Annotated in this window: 17 protein-coding genes; 11 read left to right on the forward strand and 6 right to left on the reverse strand. The window is 71.7% G+C overall.

The features are described 5' to 3' along the window. Positions 1–21: 21 nt before the first annotated feature. From ACF061_RS24055 to ACF061_RS24070, 4 genes are all read right to left on the reverse strand, one after another. The gene (locus ACF061_RS24055; RefSeq protein WP_392269017.1) at positions 22–900 is read right to left on the reverse strand and encodes a carbohydrate ABC transporter permease; all 879 of its coding nucleotides are present in this window, start codon (positions 898–900) and stop codon (positions 22–24) included. Further along, on the reverse strand, positions 897–1862 hold the full coding sequence (locus ACF061_RS24060; RefSeq protein WP_392269018.1) for a carbohydrate ABC transporter permease: 966 nt from the start codon (positions 1860–1862) through the stop codon (positions 897–899). The genes ACF061_RS24055 and ACF061_RS24060 overlap by 4 nt, the downstream gene beginning before the upstream one ends. A 130-nt stretch (positions 1863–1992) precedes the next feature. After that, positions 1993–3306, reverse strand: a complete 1314-nt coding sequence (locus ACF061_RS24065) for an ABC transporter substrate-binding protein (RefSeq protein ID WP_392269019.1) — start codon at positions 3304–3306, stop codon at positions 1993–1995. An 837-nt stretch (positions 3307–4143) separates the two neighbouring features. Beyond that, complete coding sequence (locus ACF061_RS24070) at positions 4144–4605, reverse strand: hypothetical protein (protein WP_392269020.1); 462 nt, start codon at positions 4603–4605, stop codon at positions 4144–4146. 628 nt (positions 4606–5233) lie between these two features. Here ACF061_RS24070 and ACF061_RS24075 point away from each other — a divergent pair. Continuing rightward, positions 5234–5836 (forward strand): helix-turn-helix transcriptional regulator, encoded by a 603-nt coding sequence (locus ACF061_RS24075; protein ID WP_392269021.1) that lies wholly within the window; start codon positions 5234–5236, stop codon positions 5834–5836. A 208-nt stretch (positions 5837–6044) separates the two neighbouring features. Here ACF061_RS24075 and ACF061_RS24080 read toward each other — a convergent pair whose 3' ends face one another. Further along, the gene (locus ACF061_RS24080) at positions 6045–6968 is read right to left on the reverse strand and encodes a tyrosine-protein phosphatase (protein WP_392269022.1); all 924 of its coding nucleotides are present in this window, start codon (positions 6966–6968) and stop codon (positions 6045–6047) included. Between the two features lie 213 nt (positions 6969–7181). Between ACF061_RS24080 and ACF061_RS24085 the strand changes: the two genes are divergently transcribed. From ACF061_RS24085 to ACF061_RS24125, 9 genes are all read left to right on the forward strand, one after another. Then, positions 7182–7973, forward strand: coding sequence for an SDR family oxidoreductase (locus ACF061_RS24085; RefSeq protein WP_392269023.1), 792 nt, complete (start codon positions 7182–7184; stop codon positions 7971–7973). 144 nt (positions 7974–8117) lie between these two features. After that, positions 8118–8900 (forward strand): 2-keto-4-pentenoate hydratase, encoded by a 783-nt coding sequence (locus ACF061_RS24090; protein WP_392269024.1) that lies wholly within the window; start codon positions 8118–8120, stop codon positions 8898–8900. A gap of 14 nt (positions 8901–8914) precedes the next feature. Then, positions 8915–9844, forward strand: coding sequence for an acetaldehyde dehydrogenase (acetylating) (locus ACF061_RS24095; RefSeq protein ID WP_392269025.1), 930 nt, complete (start codon positions 8915–8917; stop codon positions 9842–9844). 1 nt (position 9845) lies between these two features. Next, on the forward strand, positions 9846–10868 hold the full coding sequence (dmpG, locus tag ACF061_RS24100) for a 4-hydroxy-2-oxovalerate aldolase (RefSeq protein WP_392269026.1): 1023 nt from the start codon (positions 9846–9848) through the stop codon (positions 10866–10868). Positions 10869–11042: 174 nt separating this feature from the next. Further along, positions 11043–12197, forward strand: a complete 1155-nt coding sequence (locus ACF061_RS24105) for a Rieske 2Fe-2S domain-containing protein (RefSeq protein WP_392269027.1) — start codon at positions 11043–11045, stop codon at positions 12195–12197. A gap of 1 nt (position 12198) precedes the next feature. Further along, entirely contained in the window at positions 12199–12426 is a 228-nt protein-coding gene (locus tag ACF061_RS24110; RefSeq protein ID WP_392269028.1) for a hypothetical protein, read from the forward strand. Further along, a complete protein-coding gene (locus ACF061_RS24115; RefSeq protein ID WP_392269029.1) occupies positions 12419–13516 on the forward strand; it encodes a 2Fe-2S iron-sulfur cluster-binding protein in 1098 nt (365 codons plus the stop codon). The genes ACF061_RS24110 and ACF061_RS24115 overlap by 8 nt, the downstream gene beginning before the upstream one ends. Positions 13517–13663: 147 nt before the next feature. Continuing rightward, positions 13664–14440, forward strand: a complete 777-nt coding sequence (locus tag ACF061_RS24120) for an SDR family oxidoreductase (RefSeq protein ID WP_392269030.1) — start codon at positions 13664–13666, stop codon at positions 14438–14440. A 22-nt stretch (positions 14441–14462) separates the two neighbouring features. Then, a complete protein-coding gene (locus tag ACF061_RS24125) occupies positions 14463–14948 on the forward strand; it encodes an SRPBCC family protein (RefSeq protein WP_392269031.1) in 486 nt (161 codons plus the stop codon). Positions 14949–14994: 46 nt separating this feature from the next. Here the strand turns inward: ACF061_RS24125 and ACF061_RS24130 are convergent, their stop codons facing one another. Further along, positions 14995–15870: an IclR family transcriptional regulator gene (locus tag ACF061_RS24130; RefSeq protein WP_392269032.1), complete on the reverse strand. Its 876-nt coding sequence runs from the start codon at positions 15868–15870 to the stop codon at positions 14995–14997. A 678-nt stretch (positions 15871–16548) separates the two neighbouring features. Between ACF061_RS24130 and ACF061_RS24135 the strand changes: the two genes are divergently transcribed. After that, complete coding sequence (locus ACF061_RS24135) at positions 16549–18168, forward strand: FadD3 family acyl-CoA ligase (RefSeq protein WP_392269033.1); 1620 nt, start codon at positions 16549–16551, stop codon at positions 18166–18168. Positions 18169–18421 lie beyond the last annotated feature (253 nt).

Raw genomic sequence — 18421 nt, forward strand, 5'->3', positions numbered from 1 at the left:
GGCGCGGTGGACGGGCGCGGGCTACTTGGTGGACCCGGCCGCGAATCCGCTGTAGATGAAGCGTTGCAGCGCCAGGAAGACGATCAGGGTGGGCACGATCACCAGGACGGTGCCGGCGGAGATGGTCTCCCAGTGGGCGCCGAAGGGGCCCTTGAACCGGAACAGGGCGGTGGAGATGGTGCCCAGTTCGGGATCGGGCATGTAGAGGAAGGGCACGTAGAAGTCGTTGTAGACGGCAATGCCCTTGACGATGACGACGGTGGCGACGGCCGGCCGCAGCATCGGAAGGATGATCTTCCAGTAGATCGTCCAGGAGTTGGCGCCGTCGATGCGGGCGGCCTCGTCCAGGGAGGTGGGGATGGACCGGATGAACTGCAGGAAGACATAGATCGAGACGATGTCGGTGCCGGTGTAGAGGAGGATCGGCGCCCAGCGGGTGTTGAAGGCGCCCAGATCGTCGATGACCTGGAAGGTGGCGACCTGGGTGGTGACGCTGGGAACCAGTGCGGCCAGCAGGAAGAGCCCCATCACCAGTTTCTTCAGGCGGAACCGGAAGCGGTCGAGGGCGTAGGCGGTCATCGAGCCGATGAGCACGGTCCCGGCGGTGGAGACCACCAGGATCAGGGCCGTGTTGCCGAAGGCCCGCAGCATCGCGCCCTGTCGGAAGGCGGTGGTGTAGTTGGCGAAGTTGAACCAGTTGCCGGGGAGCGACAGTGGACCGCTGTTCGCCACCTCCGACTGGGTCTTCAGCGACGTCAGCAGGACGACGACGAGCGGAACGACGACGACGGCCGATGCCGCCAGCAGGGTCAGGTACTTCAGGGCGACGGCGGTCCGGGACAGCGCGCCGCGCTCGGTGCCGGCCGGACGCCGGGCCGGGGTCGTGATGTCGGCGGTCACGAGAGTTCCACCCTCTCCTCGGGGATCAGCCGGCGCTGGACCCAGGTGATCAGCAGGAGCAGGACGAGCAGGACGACGGCCGAGGCCGAGGCCAGACCGACCTTGTCGAACTGGAAGGCGAGCTTGACCGTCTGGATGACGAACGTCTCCGTGCCGTTGGCGCCGCCGGTCATGATGTACGGGATCTCGAAGACGGCCAGCGAACCGGACACGGCGAGGATGAAGCTCAGGCTGATCACGGGTTTGATGCTGGGCGCGATGATGTGCCGGAACTGCTGCCAGCGATTCGCGCCGTCCAGCTGTGCCGCCTCGTAGAGATGCGGCGGGATCGACTGGATGGCGCCCAGGAAGAGCACCATGTTCAGCCCCGTGAAGCGCCACACCGACACCCCGGCCAGCGAGGGGTTGGCCAGGTCCGGGTCGCCCAGCCACAAGTGTCTGCCGTCCACGCCGATCAGGCCCAGCAGCGTGTCGAGGGTTCCGTCGGGCTGGAAGAAGTACAGGAACACGAACCCGACGGCCACACCGTTGATCAGGTAGGGGAAGAACAGCAGGCCCTTGAACAGGTTGCGGAACCGCGTGTCGAAGCTGAGGACCGTCGCGAAGTACAGGGCGACCGCGATCTGCACGACCGAGGCGGCCAGGTAGAAGCCGCTGACGAGGAACACCTCGAACCGGGCCGGCCGGGTGAGCAGGTCGGTGTAGTTCTCCAGACCCACGGTGGAGCTGGTGGGGCTGACGCCGTCCCAGTCGGTGAAGCTGTAGCCCACCATGTCGGCCACCGGAAGGTAGGTGAACATCACCAGCAGCGTCAGGGGTGCGGCCAGGAAGAGCCAGGGGGTCAGGGCGGCGACACGGTGGCGGCCGCGGCCGCGTGGCCGGTCGGCGGCGGTCTCGGGAGGCGGAGCACTGGGCCGGCCGGCGGCGTGCGCGCCGGGACGGGTCTTCTGGACAGCGGTCATCTCATGGTTCCTCGTGAGGAGTTCACGGTCGGGCGTGCTGAGTGGCGGCACGGCGAGCGGCGGTTAGCGCGGGATCCCGGTGCTGCCGGGACGGCTCCCCAGGACGTGGTCTCGCCGTGCCGGGACGCGGTCAGCCGCCGAGGTTCTGCTGGGCCTCGGACCACTTTCCGTTCAGCTCGTCGAAGTAGCTGTTCATGTCCCCGCCGGCCGCGCCGCGGGCGACGTCCACCAGCTTCTGCCGGTAGTCCTGCGCGGTGATGCCGATTTCGGACGCCTTGTCGATCGTGTTGACCTGGGCGAGGTTCTTCTGGTGCTGCTGGATCAGCGTGACATCGTTGTCAGAGAACGCCTTGAGCGTCCCTGGCAGCGGGGCGCCCTTCACGGAGGAGATGGATCCCTCGGCGGCGGCCTGGCCCGACTTGGTGATGTACCAGTCGATCCACGCCCGGGCGGCGGCCTTCTTGGCGGAGTGGACGTTCACCGCGTACTGGTAGTCGGGCCGCAGAACGGAGCAGGACTTCCCGCCCTTCTGCGCGGGGAAGGGCATGAACCCGATGTCGTCGGGGCTCTTGCCAGCCGCCTTCGCCGCGGCCCGCATCTGGGAGATCGCCCAGGAGCCGAGCCACATCGAGGCGACCTTCCCCGTCCCGATCCGCGCCTTCGAGTCTTCCCAGTTGGTCGTGGTGGGGTCGGGTTCGGACAGCTTCTCGTCGACGATGGTGTAGAGGAGCTTGTCGATCGCGTACAGGTCCGACCCCTTGCTCCAGGGCTTCTTGGTCGTCGCCAGGGAGTCGTAGGAGTCGGGGTCGCACGTGGGGGAGCCGATGGCGTTCGTCCAGTTGGTGAGCGGCCAGCCGTCCTTGTAGTTCGTGTAGTACGGCGTGGCGCCGGTCTTCGCCTTGATCGACTCGAGGTCCGTGATGAACTCCTGCGGCGTGGCCGGCCACTTGGTGATGCCGGCCTTCGCCCAGACCGCCTTGTTGTAGACGAACCCGTTGGCCACACCGATGTTGGCCAGACCGTAGACCTGGCCGTCCACCGTCGCGTGGTCGGTGTAGTCGAACTTCGCCGACAGGTCGGCGCTCTTGCCCAGGGGGGCGAAGAAGGTGGGGTACTGCTTGATGGAGAGGGAGTTCGGGATCAGCAGGACGTCACCGTAGTTGTCGGTGTTCATCCGGATCTTGGTTTCGCCCTCGTAGTCGGTCAGTCCCTCGAACTTGACCTTCACACCCGGGTACACCTTGCGGAACTCGGCGGCGTACTTCTTCAGCGTGCCGTCGGCTATCTGGTCGGTCCTGTTGGTCAGGACCGTGATCTCGCCCGACACCTTCGCCGGGTCGCTCGGGGGAGCGGCGATCTCACCACGGTCGCCGCTTCCCTGTCCGCTACAGGCTGTGGCCGCCACCATGATCGCAGCCGCGAGAACCACCCAACTCCTACGCATCCCCGTCACCTCTCATTGCGTGAACTTCGATGCCGGGCCGGGGGATCGCCCCCATCGGCTCCCGGGGCCCGGCCCTGACGAGCGCTCAACGTAGACGTAACTTCGCGGCCATGTCCATAGACCGGTCTAGATCCTTTTCGCCAACCTTAGGCGCGTTGAACTGCGAGTTTACTAAACTTTGACTAAACGGGACGAGATCGGGAGGCGCTTCGGGAGCCGGTGTGCGAGAGATGTGGACAACGTTGTCACGCTCGTGGTCGGATGTGGCCCGTCCTGACCTGGCTGCGCGTCTCACTCTTCGGAGGGTCATCACTATGAGTAGTCGGCGAACCGGACGTTCGGTTCATCGGCTGAGGCGCAGGAGAGCATCCGGCGGGGCGGGGCGGCACATGAGCACAAAAGCCCACTTCCGCCATGGCCCGAGCCGGGACATGGCGAGACCACCACGGCCTGGGGCCCGGTCTGCCTCCGGGTGTCCACTGGTCCGTGCGGTCGGTACCGCCGACAGCAGCCGCAGACGCCAGGTCGTCGCCCGCCGGTGTCATCAGTACCAGCGGCGGTTGCACACGGTGGAGGGGCATTCCGGCAAGACCGCCCCTGACACCCAGCCAGCCGACTACACTCCGACCATGCCTCTGACCAGGCCAGATAGCGAAACATCGCTGGAGTACTGGCCTCGACGTGCCTGGCGCTGACAGGACGTCACGGCGGCTGTGGCGGCCCCGCACTCCGCCGCGACCCGGGGCGGGGGCCGCCCCTCGGCTCCCGCCGTCGAAGATGCGCATCCGTCAAGGCGTGCCAAGGGTCACGGACCGGCTGATGCGCGGTCCAACGCGTTCACAGGTGCTTGCCGGTGGTCCTGGCGATGTCGCGAACGCGCTTGGTGCGACCGCGCTCGGCCAGAACCTCGACGGCGTGGGCATTCGATGCAGCGGCCACCTTGCGCTGGAGCCAGTCGGACGAGGCGAGCAGAGCATCGGGGCTCCAGGACTGCTTGAGCACGATGGCGCGGAAGAGGGTCCATTCCCGCAGACGACGGGCCAGGAAGGGGTGGCGCGCGATCGTGTGGGCCATCGACTCCTGCCACGGCTGATAGGTGGGGTCGAGGTGGAGGCGGTCGGCCCGGAGGTCCAGGTGCCGCAGGACGGCGGACCGGGCCATCACCTGGTCCGGATCGGAGAGGACGGCGCTGATCACGGAGGTTTCCTCGGCGGCGGTGACCTGTGCGAGCCGGCTCAGATGGGCGGCGAAGCGAAGGTGCTCGGCCGGCTCGTCGCCCGTGGCCTCGTGGTGATGCATGCGGCCTGCTCCCCTCGCTCGACCAGGATGCCGTTCTCGAACCCGGCGCTCGCCAAAACCCGCAGAACCAGCTGAACACCGGTGATCGCCCGCCGGCCTGCCTGGAGGTCCTCGACCAGCTCGAACACCGTGGCGAGGGCGGCGGCCGGGCCGGCGGCGCCCCGGGTGACCGCGGCTCGCAGCTTACCGTGGAGAGGGTCGAGAGCTCCCGGACGAACACCCGCTGCCGTAGGGGAAGTTCGCCCGACGAGGGCTCGAGGTGGCCCGCGGCATCCTCGTCGGTCCGGTGCAGCGCGGCGCCTGACCGGCCAGGGCTGCGGACCGCCCCGGGGCGGCGAGCGAAGGAGCCCTCGGCAGGGATGCCGGACCGTCGTGCCGACGTGTCTCCACGTCGGCTTGGCCTATCCGTCCGCACCGGCGAGCGATCGGGGGATCGCGCGCCGGTGCGGTCAGGTGTGGGCGGCCGCCGGGGGAACGCGACGCGAGTTCGCGACCCCGGCGGTCCCGGGCGGGCGTGAAGGCGGAGCGGCGGGCGGGGTCGGTGTGCGAGACCGGTCGCCGGTGCCGGCCGACTTCCGTACCTCGCTCCGCACGTGATCGCCCGAACAGCTCCTCGTAGACTGCGGGTGTGGCTGAGTACGGGACGAGTGGCGCGGACAGCGGTGACGAGCGGCCGGCTCTGCCGGCGACGAGCTGGGCGGTTCTGGGGCTGCTCTCCTTCGGTGAGGAGCTGTCCGGTTACGACCTGAAGAAGTGGGCGGACTGGTCGCTGCGTTTCTTCTACTGGAGCCCGTCGTTCAGCCAGATCTACGGCGAGCTCAAACGGCTGGAGAAGGCCGGCTACGCCACCTCCCGGATGGTCGCCCAGGAGACCGGCAACCGCGACAAGCGTGTCTACCGGATCACCGACGCGGGGCTGGAGGCGGTCCGCACCTGGGCCCGCGAGGCGCCGGTGGAGCCGCCGGTCCTGAAGCACGGCGTCATGCTCCGGATGTGGCTGGGGCACCTGTTGGAGCCCGAGCAGATGCGCGAGGTGCTCGGCCGGCACCGGGCCTACGCGGAGTCCATGCGACGGCGCGCCGCGGCCGACGTCGAGGGGGCCCGTGGCGAAGAGGCGTGGGCCTACCCCGAGCTCACCCTGAAGTGGGCCGAGCGCCACTACGCCGCCGAACGGGACCTGGCCGACGCGATGCTGGCCGACATCGAGGAACTCCACCGCGGGCAGCCGTAGGTCCCGCGGTGGTACGGCGGGGCCGGTGGCAGGGGTGCGCCGGGCCAGGGCGGTGACCGGTCCAGGACGTTCGCGTGGTCGCCGCCGGGGAGGGTGCCGCCCAGGTCGCGCTCTCTTGTCGCGCTCTCGCCGCCGAGCGGCGGCGCGCCGTTCGCGCCGCCATGGCGGGCCGCCCCGGCGAACTCGTGGCCGGCCGCGGGATCAGCCGTCACCTGACCAGCCGGGCACGGAGCCCGGCCAGTTCAGCGGCGCCCAGGCCGAGGCCTCGGGTGAGGTAGCCGTGCAGGCCGCCGTAGTCCCGCTCGGCCTGGTCGAGGGCCGCGCCGAGATAGTCCGGGCGGACCTCCTGCAGCGGGACCAGCAGGTCCGGGTCCTGCATGAGACCGGACTGCTTCAGTCCCTCCCGGACGCGGAGGTCGGCCGCCGCGCGGAAGTCGTTGGAGAGCAGGTAGTCCCTCTCGGCGGTGGCGGCGGGGACGCCGACGGCCCGCAGCAGGACGTAACTCAGCCAGCCGGTGCGGTCCTTGCCGGAGGTGCAGTGGTACAGCAGCGGGGTCCGGCGGTGGTGCGCGATGTCCCTGAGCGTCTCGGCGAACGCGCGGCGGTCGCCCGGGTCGGTGACGAAGGCGCGGTAGATCGACCGCATCAGCTTTGCCGCCTTGCCGTCGCCGAGCACGTCCCGCTGCTTCACCGGGTCACGCGAGCCGATCACCTCCATCGTCGTGGCGTACAGACCGCGGTCCTGTACGGGCCGGGAGGTCACGGCCGGGCCCGTCGGCAGGCGGTCGGCGCCGTCGCCCCGGACCTCCTGCGGGACCCGGAAGTCCACGACGGTGCGCAGCCCCAGCCGGGACAGCCGCACCACGTCCGAGTCGGTCAGCCTGCCGAGTCCGTCGGAGCGGAAGACCTGGCCGTAGCGGACGTGGCGGTCCCGCTCGGTGCGGTAGCCGCCGAGGTCGCGGACGTTGACCGCGCCCTGGAGGGCGATGTGGCGTACCGGGGCGGTGGTGCCGTACGAGGCCGTGGCGTGGGGGCGGGGCGCGGTGTGGGCCACGGCGGGGGCGGGCGGGAAACTGAAGGCCACGGCGGAGATCAGGACCGCGACGGACCGGCGGAGACGGGCTGCACGCATCGGATCGACTCCCTGGGGAGAGCGGAAGTTCCCTGGGTCGAGTGGGGAGGGAGGCCGGATCTCAGCCGGCCGAGGACGAAGCCCGGGTCCGCGCCGTGATCCGGTCGAGGAGTTCGACGGAGGTGGAGACACCCATGAACATCGGCTACCTTCCCACCAAACATTTGTTAGGCGAGAAGGTAGCAGCGGAGTGCGCGCTGCGGGAGGTGTCCCTTGACGGCGATCATCGATCTCACCGGATGCGTGGCGGTTGTCACCGGCGGAACCCGGGGCGTCGGCGCCGGCATCGCCCAGGCGTTCCTGGCGGCCGGCGCGGACGTCGTGACCTGCGCGCGCCGCCCCCCGGACCGGCCCGTGGAGGCGGCCGGCCGCACCGCCCGCTTCCTCCCCGTCGACCTGCGCGATCCCGAGGCCGCCGACACGTTCTTCGGCCGGGTGCGGCAGGAGTACGGCCGCCTGGACACCCTCGTCAACAACGCCGGGGGCACTCCCTTCCGGATGCTCGGCCAGGGCGGAGCCGCCCGGCATGCCCGGGTCGTCGAACTGAACCTCCTGGCGCCGCTGACGGCCTCGCTCGCCGCGTACGAGGCGATGCGCGGCCAGGCCGGCGGCGGGTCCATCCTGATGATCGGCAGCGTCAGCGGGAACCGGCCCTCGCCGGGCACCGCGGCGTACGGCGCGGCCAAAGCCGGCCTGGACCACCTCGCCCGCTCCATGGCCGTGGAATGGGCACCGCGGATACGGGTGAACACGGTCGTCCCCGGCATGGTCCGGACCGAACTGTCGCACCTGCACTACGGCGACGAGGACGGCATCGCCGCCGTCGGCCGCACCGTGCCCCTCGGCCGCCTCGCCACGCCCGCCGACATCGGCGACGCCTGCGTCTTCCTGGCTTCCGACCGGGCCGCCTACATCAGCGGGGCGAGCCTGCACGTCCACGGCGGAGGGGAACGCCCCGCCTTCCTCGACGCGGCCGACGTCGACAGGCGGGCCGACGGCCCCTGAGCCACCGGGCGGCGCCCGCCGCCCCGAGCCTCCCCGCCCCGGCCCTGTCCGCGTCTTTCCCGGTCAGCGGGAATTACCGCTCCCCGTGCGCAACGGCCCTCGCCTAGCCTCCCGGCACAGCCCGACGCCCCGCAGAGGACCCCCATGCTCACGGAATCCGCAAGACAGCAGGCGGCGCGGATCCTGCGCTCCGCCGAGCACAGCGTCACGCCGGTCGCCCCGCTGACCGAGACCTTCCCCGGGATCGACACCGAGGATGCGTACGGGATCCAGCTCGTCAACATCCGCCGCCGGCTCGATGCCGGGGCCCGGGTGCGCGGGCACAAGGTCGGCCTGTCGTCCCCGGTCATGCAGCAGATGATGGGCGTGGACGAACCGGACTACGGCCATCTGCTCGACGACATGGAGCTGAGCGCCGACCGGCCCGTGCCCGTCGCCCGCTACTGCTTCCCCCGGATCGAGGTCGAGGTCGGTTTCGTCCTCGGCGCCGACCTGCCGGGCGAGGACTGCACCACGGCGGACGTACTGGCCGCCACCGAACGTGTCGTCCCCGCACTGGAGTTGATCGACAGCCGGATCGGCGACTGGCGGATCTCGATCGCCGACACCATCGCCGACAACGCGTCCTCCGCCGGATTCGCCATCGGCGAGGGCCGCGACCCGCGCGCACTGGACCTGAAGGCGATCGAGGCACGGCTCACCCGCGGCGGCGAGGTGCTGGCCGAGGGCCGCAGCGACGCCGTGCTCGGTGACCCGGCCCGCTCCGTCGCCTGGCTCGCCCGTACCGTCGCCCGCTTCGGCGTGTCCCTGCGCAGGGGACACCTGGTGCTGCCCGGCTCCTGCACCCGGGCCGTCGACGTGACGGCGGGAGCGGCCTTCACCGCGGACTTCACCGGGCTGGGCCCGGTGTCCCTCTCGTTCACCTGAGGTGATGCACCCCCATGACACCCACCACCAGGACCAAGGCGACCGCAGCGATCGTCGGGTCCGGCAACATCGGCACCGACCTGCTGTACAAGCTGCGACGCTCCGAACTCCTCGAACCGCGCTGGATGATCGGCGTGGACCCGGACAGCGAGGGCCTGGCCCGCGCCCGCCGGGCCGGCCTCGAGGCCAGCCACGAGGGCGTCGACTGGCTGCTCGCGCAGGACGAACTCCCCGACATCGTCTTCGAGGCGACGTCCGCCCACGTCCACCGTGCCAACGCCCCCCGCTACGCCGAACTCGGCATCAGGGCCGTGGACCTGACCCCGGCCGCCGTCGGCCCCGCCGTCGTCCCGCCCGCCAACCTGCGCGAGCACCTCGACGAACCCAACGTCAACATGATCACTTGCGGCGGGCAGGCCACCATCCCCATGGTCCACGCGGTCTCCCGCGTCGTCCCCGTGGCGTACGCGGAGATCGTCGCGTCCGTCGCCTCCGTCTCCGCCGGACCCGGCACCCGCGCCAACATCGACGAGTTCACCCGCACCACCTCCCGCGGCATCGAGACCATCGGCGGCGCCGAGCGCGGCAAGGCGATCATCATCCTCAACCCGGCCGAGCCGCCCGTCGTCATGCGCGACACCGTCTTCTGCGCGATCCCCGAGGACGCCGAACGGGACGCGATCACCCAGTCCGTCAAGGAGATCGCCGAGCAGGTCGCCGCGTACGTACCCGGCTACCGGCTGCGCGGCGAGCCGCAGTTCGACGACCCGCGCCCGGAGAACGGCGGCATGGCGCGCGTCGCGGTCTTCCTGGAGGTCGAGGGCGCGGGCGACTACCTGCCGCCGTACGCCGGGAACCTCGACATCATGACCGCCGCCGCCACCGAGGTGGGCGAGGAGTTCGCCCGGCGGATCACCGCCGGCCAGTCCCACGGGGAGTCCTGAGATGCCCTACTCCGACACGCTCGACATCCGCGTGACCGACTCCTCGCTGCGCGACGGCTCGCACGCCAAACGGCACCAGTTCACCGCCGACGACGTACGGTCCGTCGTCACCGCCCTCGACGACGCGGGCGTCCCGGTGATCGAGGTGACGCACGGCGACGGGCTCGGCGGCTCGTCGTTCACGTACGGATTCTCCAAGACCCCCGAGCAGGAACTCATCAAGGTCGCGGTGGACACCGCCCGGCAGGCGAAGATCGCCTTCCTGATGCTGCCCGGACTCGGGGTGAAGGACGACATCCGCGCCGCCCACGCCGGCGGCGCGAGCGTCTGCCGCGTCGCCACCCACTGCACCGAGGCCGACATCGCCGTCCAGCACTTCGGACTCGCCCGTGAGATGGGCCTGGAGACGGTGGGCTTCCTGATGATGGCCCACTCCACGACCCCCGAGGCGCTGGCCAGGCAGGGCCGCGTCATGGCCGACGCGGGCTGCCAGTGCGTCTACGTGGTCGACTCGGCCGGGGCCATGGTCATGGACGACGTCACCGACCGCGTCGAGGCCCTGGTCGCCGAACTCGGCGACGACGCCCAGGTCGGCTTCCACGGCCACGAGAACCTCGCCCTGGGCACGGGCAACTCGATCGCCGCCATCAGGGCCGGCGCCCTGCAGATCGACGGCTCAACCCGCCGCCTCGGCGCGGGCGCCGGCAACACCGCCGTCGAGGCGCTGGTCGCCGTCTGCGCCAAGATGGGCATCCGCACCGGCATCGACGTCCTGAGGATCATCGACGCGGCCGAGGACGTGGTCCGCCCGGTCATGGACGAGGAATGCCGACTCGACCGGCTCGCCCTGCTGATGGGCCACGCCGGCGTCTACTCCAGCTTCCTCAAGCACGCCTACCGCCAGGCCGAGCGCTACGGCGTCTCCGGAGCGGAGATCCTGCTGCGGGCGGGCGAGCGCCGCCTGGTCGGCGGCCAGGAGGACCAGCTCATCGACATCGCCGTGGAACTCGCCGCACGGAACTGAGCCGTACCGCCGACAGGGTCCACAGACACCTCGCGGGGGCCGCGATCACGGCCGCTGGGTCCGGGAACACGGCCGCAGGGCCCACGGACACGGCAGCGGGGACGACAGACAGGGCCGTGGGACGCGACGACACGGCCGCAGGCAGGTCCGGAAGAAAGACATCGGAGGGACGAGATGACTGCGCTCAACGAAGGGGTCCGGGTCATCGAGGCGGGCACGCCACCGACCCGCTTCGCCCGGGGCTGGCACTGCCTGGGCCTGGCCGAGGCGTTCAAGGACGGACGACCGCACCAGATCGAGGCCTTCGGCACCGAACTGGTGGTCTTCCAGGGCGAGAACGACGGACGCCTGCACGTCCTGAACGCCTACTGCCCGCACATGGGCGGCAACCTGGCCCAGGGCAGCGTCAAGGGCGACGCGGTCGCCTGCCCGTTCCACGACTGGCGCTGGTCCGGCAACGGCCGCTGCGCCGGCATCCCGTACGCCCGCCGGGTCCCGCCGCGCGCCAAGACCCGCTCCTGGCTCACCCTGGAACGCAACGAACAGCTCTTCGTCTGGCACGACCCGCAGGGCAACCCCCCGCCGCCCGAGGTCACCGTCCCCGAGATCGCCGGCGTCCACGGCCCCGAAGCCGACCGGTGGAGCGAGTGGACCTGGAACACGCTCCTGGTGGAGGGCGCCAACTGCCGTGAGATCGTGGACAACATCGTGGACATGGCGCACTTCTACTACGTCCACTACGCCTTCCCCGAGTACTTCAAGAACGTCTTCGACGGGCACGTCGCCACCCAGTACATGGAGAGCAGCCCGCGCGGCGACACGGAGCTGGGCACCCTGAGCGCCGGGCGCCTGCGCTCCGACGCCTCCTACTACGGCCCCTCCTACATGATCGACCACCTCTACAGCGACGTCGGCGGCGGCACCGAGATGGAGATCGTCCTCATCAACTGCCACTATCCGATCACCGCCGACAGCTTCATGCTCCAGTACGGGGCGATCGTCAAGCGGCTGCCCGGGATGACCGACGAGCAGGCCGCCGAGGCGGCACGGCTCACCGCCGAGGGCGCGACCGTCGGCTTCGAACAGGACGTGCGGATCTGGCGGAACAAGACCCGGATCGACAACCCGCTGCTGACCGAGGAGGACGGCCCGGTCTACCAGTTGCGCCGCTGGTACGACCAGTTCTACGTCGACGTCGACGACGTCGAGGACGAGATGGTCCGCCGCTTCGAGTTCGAGGTCGACACCGAGCGGGCCAACAAGGCCTGGCGCGCGGAGGTCGCCGAGAACCTGGCCCGCCGGTCCGCACGGACGGGGACCGAGGTCTGACATGCAGCCGGTGGAGTGCGCGACCTGCGGCAATCAGGTCCTGTGCGAGAAGTTCAGCATCGCCCACACCTCGGTGCAGTGGACCTCGGAGGCGGCCGTGGTCTGCGCGGAGTTCCGCGGCCGGGTGACCGAGGGGCGGACCACCGCCCGCATCCCGACCTGCCGGGCGCTGCGCGACAGCATCGACCGCGCGGTCGAGGACGGCACGCTGGAGGTCGCCGATGTCTGAATCGAAGCCCGACCGGGCGTCACCACCGACGCTGGACCCGGGGGCCGGGCCGCGCACGCACCGCCTGCGGGTCACCGAGGTGATCGCCGAGACGGCCGACGCGCACTCCCTCGTGCTCCAGGCGCCCCCGGAGAGCGCGGATCGCTTCACCTACCGCCCCGGGCAGTTCCTGACCCTGAGGCTGCCCGGGACCGGCGCGGGACCACAGGCCCGCTGCTACTCCCTCGCCAGCTCGCCGCACACCGGCGAACCCATGAAGGTCACCGTCAAGCGCGTGGCCGGCGGATACGGCTCCAACTGGGTGTGCGACGTGGTGAGGCCGGGGGACGACCTGGAGACGCTGCCGCCGGCCGGCACCTTCACCCCCGACTCCCTCGACGCCGATCTGCTGCTCGTCGCCGGAGGCAGCGGCATCACCCCGGTGCTGTCCATCGCCAAGTCGGCCCTGGCGATCGGGCGCGGCAGGCTCACGCTCCTCTACGCCAACCGCGACGAATCCTCCGTCATCTTCCGCGACGAGCTGCGCCGGCTGGCGGAGGACCACCCGGACCGGCTGGTGCTGTTCCACTGGCTGGAGTCGCTCCAGGGCCTCCCCGGGGCGGACCGCCTGAGTACCGTCCTCGCGCCGTACGCGGACCGCGAGGCGTACCTCTGCGGCCCCGCGCCGATGACGCGGGCCGTCGAGCAGAGCCTGCGCGCCCTCGGCACGCCGGGCGACCGCGTCCACCGGGAGCGGTTCTTCTCCCTCGGCGCGGACGTCTTCGAGGTGCCGGCCGTACCCGAGGCCGCGCTTGCCGAGGCCGCGCCCGCCGAGGGCGCGAGCACCGCGCGGGTGGAACTCGACGGCGAGACCCGCACGGTCCTGTGGCCGCGGTCCACGCCCCTCCTCGACGTCCTGCTGGCCGCGGGCGTCGACGCGCCGTACTCCTGCCGGGAGGGCGGCTGCGGCGCCTGTACCTGCCGGGTCGTCTCCGGCGAGGTGAAGATGGTCCGCAACGACGTCCTGGACGACGAGGACATCGCGGAGGGCTACGTCCTGGCCTGCCAGGCGGTGCCGCTGACCGAGCATGTCGAGATCAGCTACTCCTGATTCGCCGCGGAGCGCGTCCGACGCCCACGCCCGCAGGCCAACCATGTCGAGATCAGCCACCCGTGATCCGCCGCGGAGCGCGTCCGACGCTCATCCCCCGACCACAGGCCACCCGACCACCCGAACCCGCCTTCGAGGGAGCAGACCATGCCCCGGACCCACCTCGTCACCGGAGCGGCCTCCGGCATCGGCCGTGCCACCGCCGCGCTCCTGCGCGCGCGGGGACACACCGTCATCGGCGCCGACCTCCAGGACGGCGACATCCGCGCCGACCTCTCCACCCGGGAGGGACGTGCCGAACTGGTGCAGCGCGCCGCCGAGTTGTCCGGCGGAAGCCTCGACGCCGTCATCAGCTGCGCGGGCACCGCGCAATTCCGTGCGCTCACCGTCAGGGTCAACCACTTCGGTGCCGTGGCCACGCTGGAGGGACTGCGCCCGCTGCTGGCCGCCGGCAACGACCCGCGTGCCGTGGTCATCGGCTCGATCGACTCCGTGCACCCGGCCGACCCCGCGATCGTGGAGGCGGCGCTCGCCGCCGACGAGGAGACGGCGGCGGCCGCGTCCCGGGCGGCCGTCGACCGGGGAGAGGGACACCTTGTCTACTCCTCCTCCAAGGCCGCCGTCTCCCGCTGGGTCCGCCGCGCGGCGGTCACCGCCGAGTGGGCGGGCGCGGGCATACCGCTCAACGCGGTCGCACCCGGCGTCGTCCTCACGCCCCTGACCCGGCCCCTGCTGGACGACCCCGAGATGCGCCGGCTCGTCGAGCGGAGCGTGCCCATGCCGCTGCACGGCCACGCCCGCCCCGAGCAGATCGCCCCGCTGGTCGCCTGGCTGGCCTCCCCCGAGAACACCCATGTGACCGGGCAGGTCGTCTTCGCCGACGGCGGCGCCGACGCCGTCCTGCGCGGCGACGTCACCTGGTGAGCGCACCCGAGAAGGAGACCCGGTGAACACACCCCGGAAGGACACCCGGCCCACGGGGCCCTGCGCGGACACCCGCACGCTGCGCCGTTCCACCGTGCTCCCGGCCACCCCGGCCGAGGTGTGGGCGGCCGTCGGCGCCTTCGGCGGCCTCGCCGACTGGCATCCGCTCGTGCCGCCGTCCACCACCGAGGACGGCGGCGATCCGGAAGCCCTCGGCGCGGTACGGGTCTTCACCGTCGACGGCGAGGTGGTCGCCCGCGAGCGCCTGCTGGAGCGCGACACCGGTGCCCACTGGTACCGCTACACCCTCCTGGACCCGGTGCCGCTGCCGGTGGCGGACTACCTGGCCACCCTCGCGGTCCACCCGCACCCGGAGGGCGCCGAGGTCGTCTGGTCCGCCGTCTACCGCGGCACCGAGGCGGTCGCGGCGCGGACGGAGTCGCTCTTCGGCGACGGCACCTACGCGGCCGGTCTCGCGGCCCTGCGGGCGCGCTTCGCGCGGGGCTGACGCGACCGCGCCCGGTGCCGCCGCCACGACGTCACCGGCGACGGTGTCACATCCACTCGCTGAACCGCAGCCAGGACATCATGCCGTCCATCGCGTGCGGCGGCACGGCGGGCACGGACGGCGCCGCACGCTCGGACCGTGCCCGGTTCTTCGCGCGTCGGCCCGGACCGAACATGTCCTGCCACACCGACCGGGCGCAGCCGAGGACGGAGGGGGCGATCCGCTCCAGCTCCCGGTGGGCGCCGTTGCCGCACACCGAGATCGCGGCGACGGCCCGGCCGGCGCCGCGCAGCGGCGCCGCCACGCAGGACACGCCGCGGAACCCCTCCTCGTGGTCGAAGGCGACGCCGCGCTCGCGCACCGCCGCCAGTTCCCTGCGGAGCGACTCGGGACGGGTGATGGTGCGCGGGGTGCGCGCCCGCAACCCGCCGTGGATCACCTGCTCCACCAGGGCGGCGTCGCCGAAGGCCAGGATCGCCTTGCCCGCCGCCGTGCAGTGCGCCGGCTGCCGCCCGCCCACCCGCGACGGCACACCGCCGTCGTCCGAGCCTCCGATCCGCTCCAGGTAGACCACCTCCGCGCCGTCGAGCACGGTCAGGTGCACCAGATGGCCGGTGGACTCGTGCAGCGCGTGCAGATGGGGCAGCGCAGCCCGCCGCAGCCGGTTGTGATGGGAGGCCAGCGCCCCCAGCTCCAGCATTCCCATGCCCAGCCGGTAGTCGTGGCCCTCGCGCTCCAGCCAGCGCAGTTGCACCAGTTGGTCCAGGATGCGGTGCGCGGAGGACCGGGGGATGCCCGAGCGCTGCACGACCTGGGTCAGGGTGAGCCGGGGCTCGGCGCTCTGGAAGGCGCTCAGCACCTTCGCCGCCTTCTCCAGCAGGGACAGTGGCGGAAATCCGGTCGTGGCGGCCTGCGTCGTCATCGGCACCTCACCTCACACACGGACGGCCGACAGCCCCGGGCCGCGGCCGTGATCTCCGGTATTGCGGGGAGATTGCCAGCCGATCCCACCTGCTGGGAAGAGGTTGTTTCGTTTCGGAACAGTAACGCGTACCTTCCCTCGCGTCAGCCCCGACGACCGGATGCCCGACCGGACGACCGACGCCGGCCCGGACGACCGACGCCGGCCCGGACGACCGCGGCGGCCCGGACGACCGCGGCGGACGACCGGACGCCTGACCGGTGGTCCGGGCGAGTGACCCGGACGGCAGGCGGCCGGCCCGGGCATCCGGCCCGTAGGACCGGCCCGTCACGACCGGCCGGCCGTACGACGCGCGGCCGTACCGGACCATCCGCACGACCCGAGAGGGACGCGCATGTGCGACGACGACGTGCACGAAGCGGTTCGCCGACGCGCCGCCGCCCGGCGCGCACGGGCCCCGGGGCGCCAGGCCGCGGCCCCGGGAGCGCGCCCGGGGAACGCGACGGCACCTGCTCTCACCCGCCCCGGCGAGCGCGACGGCCCCACCGCCCGCCGACGGGCCGACGCCCCGTGCACGAACCCGGCGCGGCCTCGGCCCGCCCGCACGTGCGCCGCTCCACCGGTCGCTCCCGGAAGAAGCATGCCGCCCGGCACCCCCGTCACGTACCACGGAAAGGCATGACCAGCGTGTTCAACGACCTGACAGGGACACACACACCGGCCCCCGCCACCCTCGCGCAGCTCGCCGACTTCGCCGCGGACGCCTACGGCCGGCAGGAGGCGCTCGTCGACGGTGAGGTGCGCTGGACCTTCGCCCGGCTGCGGGACGAGATCGCGGCCTGCGCCCGGGCCGCCCTCGCCCAAGGGGTCCGTCCCGGCGACCGGGTGGCCGTCTGGGCGCCCAACACCCGCCAGTGGATCACCGCCGTGCTCGGCGCGGTGTCCGTCGGCGCCGTCCTCGTCCCGCTCAACACCCGTTACAAGGCCGCCGAGGCCGCCGACGTCATCCGCCGCAGCGGGGCCCGGCTGCTCCTCACCGAACGCGGCTTCCTCGGCATCGACTACGTGGCCATGCTGCGTGACGCGGGCGAGGACCTCGGACGGCTGAGCGGCACGGTGGTGCTGCGCGGGGAGCCGGCGGAAGGGACGATCGGGTGGGCCGACTACCTGGCGGGGGGCGAGCTGGTGCCGGAGTCCGAACGGGCCGCCCGCAGCGCCGCCGTCCGCCCCGACGACCTGTGCGACATCCTCTTCACCTCGGGCACCACCGGACGCTCCAAGGGCGTGCTGACCACGCACGGCCGCACCCTGCGGGTCTTTCGGGAGTGGTCCCGCGCGGTCACCCTGCGCACCGGGGACCGCTATCTGCTCGTCAACCCGTTCTTCCACGTCTTCGGCTACAAGGCCGGCATCGTCGCCTGCCTGCTGAAGGGCGTCACCATGGTCCCCGAGGAGGTCTTCGACCTGGAGCGGATCCTGCCCCGGGTGGCCGAGGAACGGATCAGCGTCCTGATGGGCACGCCGACCGTCTTCCACAGCCTGCTCGACCATCCCCGGCGCGCCGGGCACGACCTGACGGCGCTGCGCCTGGCCGGCGTGGGAGGCAGCGGCGTCGGCCCCGAACTGGTCGAGCGGATGCGCGCGGAACTGGACGTCCAGGCCGTCTTCAACGCCTACGGCCTCACCGAGTCCACCGGAGTGGTGTGCGTGTGCCCTCCGGACGAGGACGCCCGGACCGTGGCGACGACCGCCGGGCCGGCGCTGCCCGGTACCGAGGTGCGGGTCGTGGACGCCGGGGGCGCGCCCCTGCCGCCCGGCCGGCCCGGCGAGGTGGTGGTGCGCGGCTACAACGTCATGCGCGGCTACCTGGACGACCCCGAGGCGACCGCCCGGACCGTCGACGCGGACGGCTGGCTGCACACCGGTGACATCGGCGTGCTCGACGAACGCGGCTACCTCTCCATCACCGACCGCCTCAAGGACGTGTACATCGTCGGCGGCTTCAACGCCTATCCGGCGGAGGTGGAGAACGTTCTGCGCGGCCACGCCCAGATCGCCGACGTCGCGGTCGTCGGCGCCCCCGATCCCCGTCTCGGCGAGGTCGGTGTCGCCTTCTACGTCCCCGTCCCGGGGGCGCAGCCCGACCCCGCGGAGCTGACCGCCTGGGCGCGCGAACGGCTCGCCAACTTCAAGGTCCCGCGCCGTTTCCACCCCGTGCCGCACCTGCCGCGCAACGCCGCCGGAAAGATCCTCAAAGCGCAACTGCGCCTGACGGCAGGCGAGCCGGCGGCGTCCTGACCCCACGCACCCGAAGTCCACCGCGCCCGAGCGCGCACGGCAGCCGGCGCCATCTCCCCCGGGCACACCGACCGGCTCCGCCATGGTCTTCGCGCACCTCGCCGCCGCGCACCTCGCGCGGTGACGGCGGGCGGACCCCGCCCGCCGGGCCGCCCCTCCTTCCCGCTCAGCGGGAGCCAGGTATTTCGTTCCGGAACAACGAAGCGTACGTTCCTGGCACTTCCGCCACCACGACCGCCCGAGAGGGGATGTT

Source organism: Streptomyces sp. NPDC015220 (genome assembly GCF_043079345.1).
Lineage (GTDB): Bacteria > Actinomycetota > Actinomycetes > Streptomycetales > Streptomycetaceae > Streptomyces.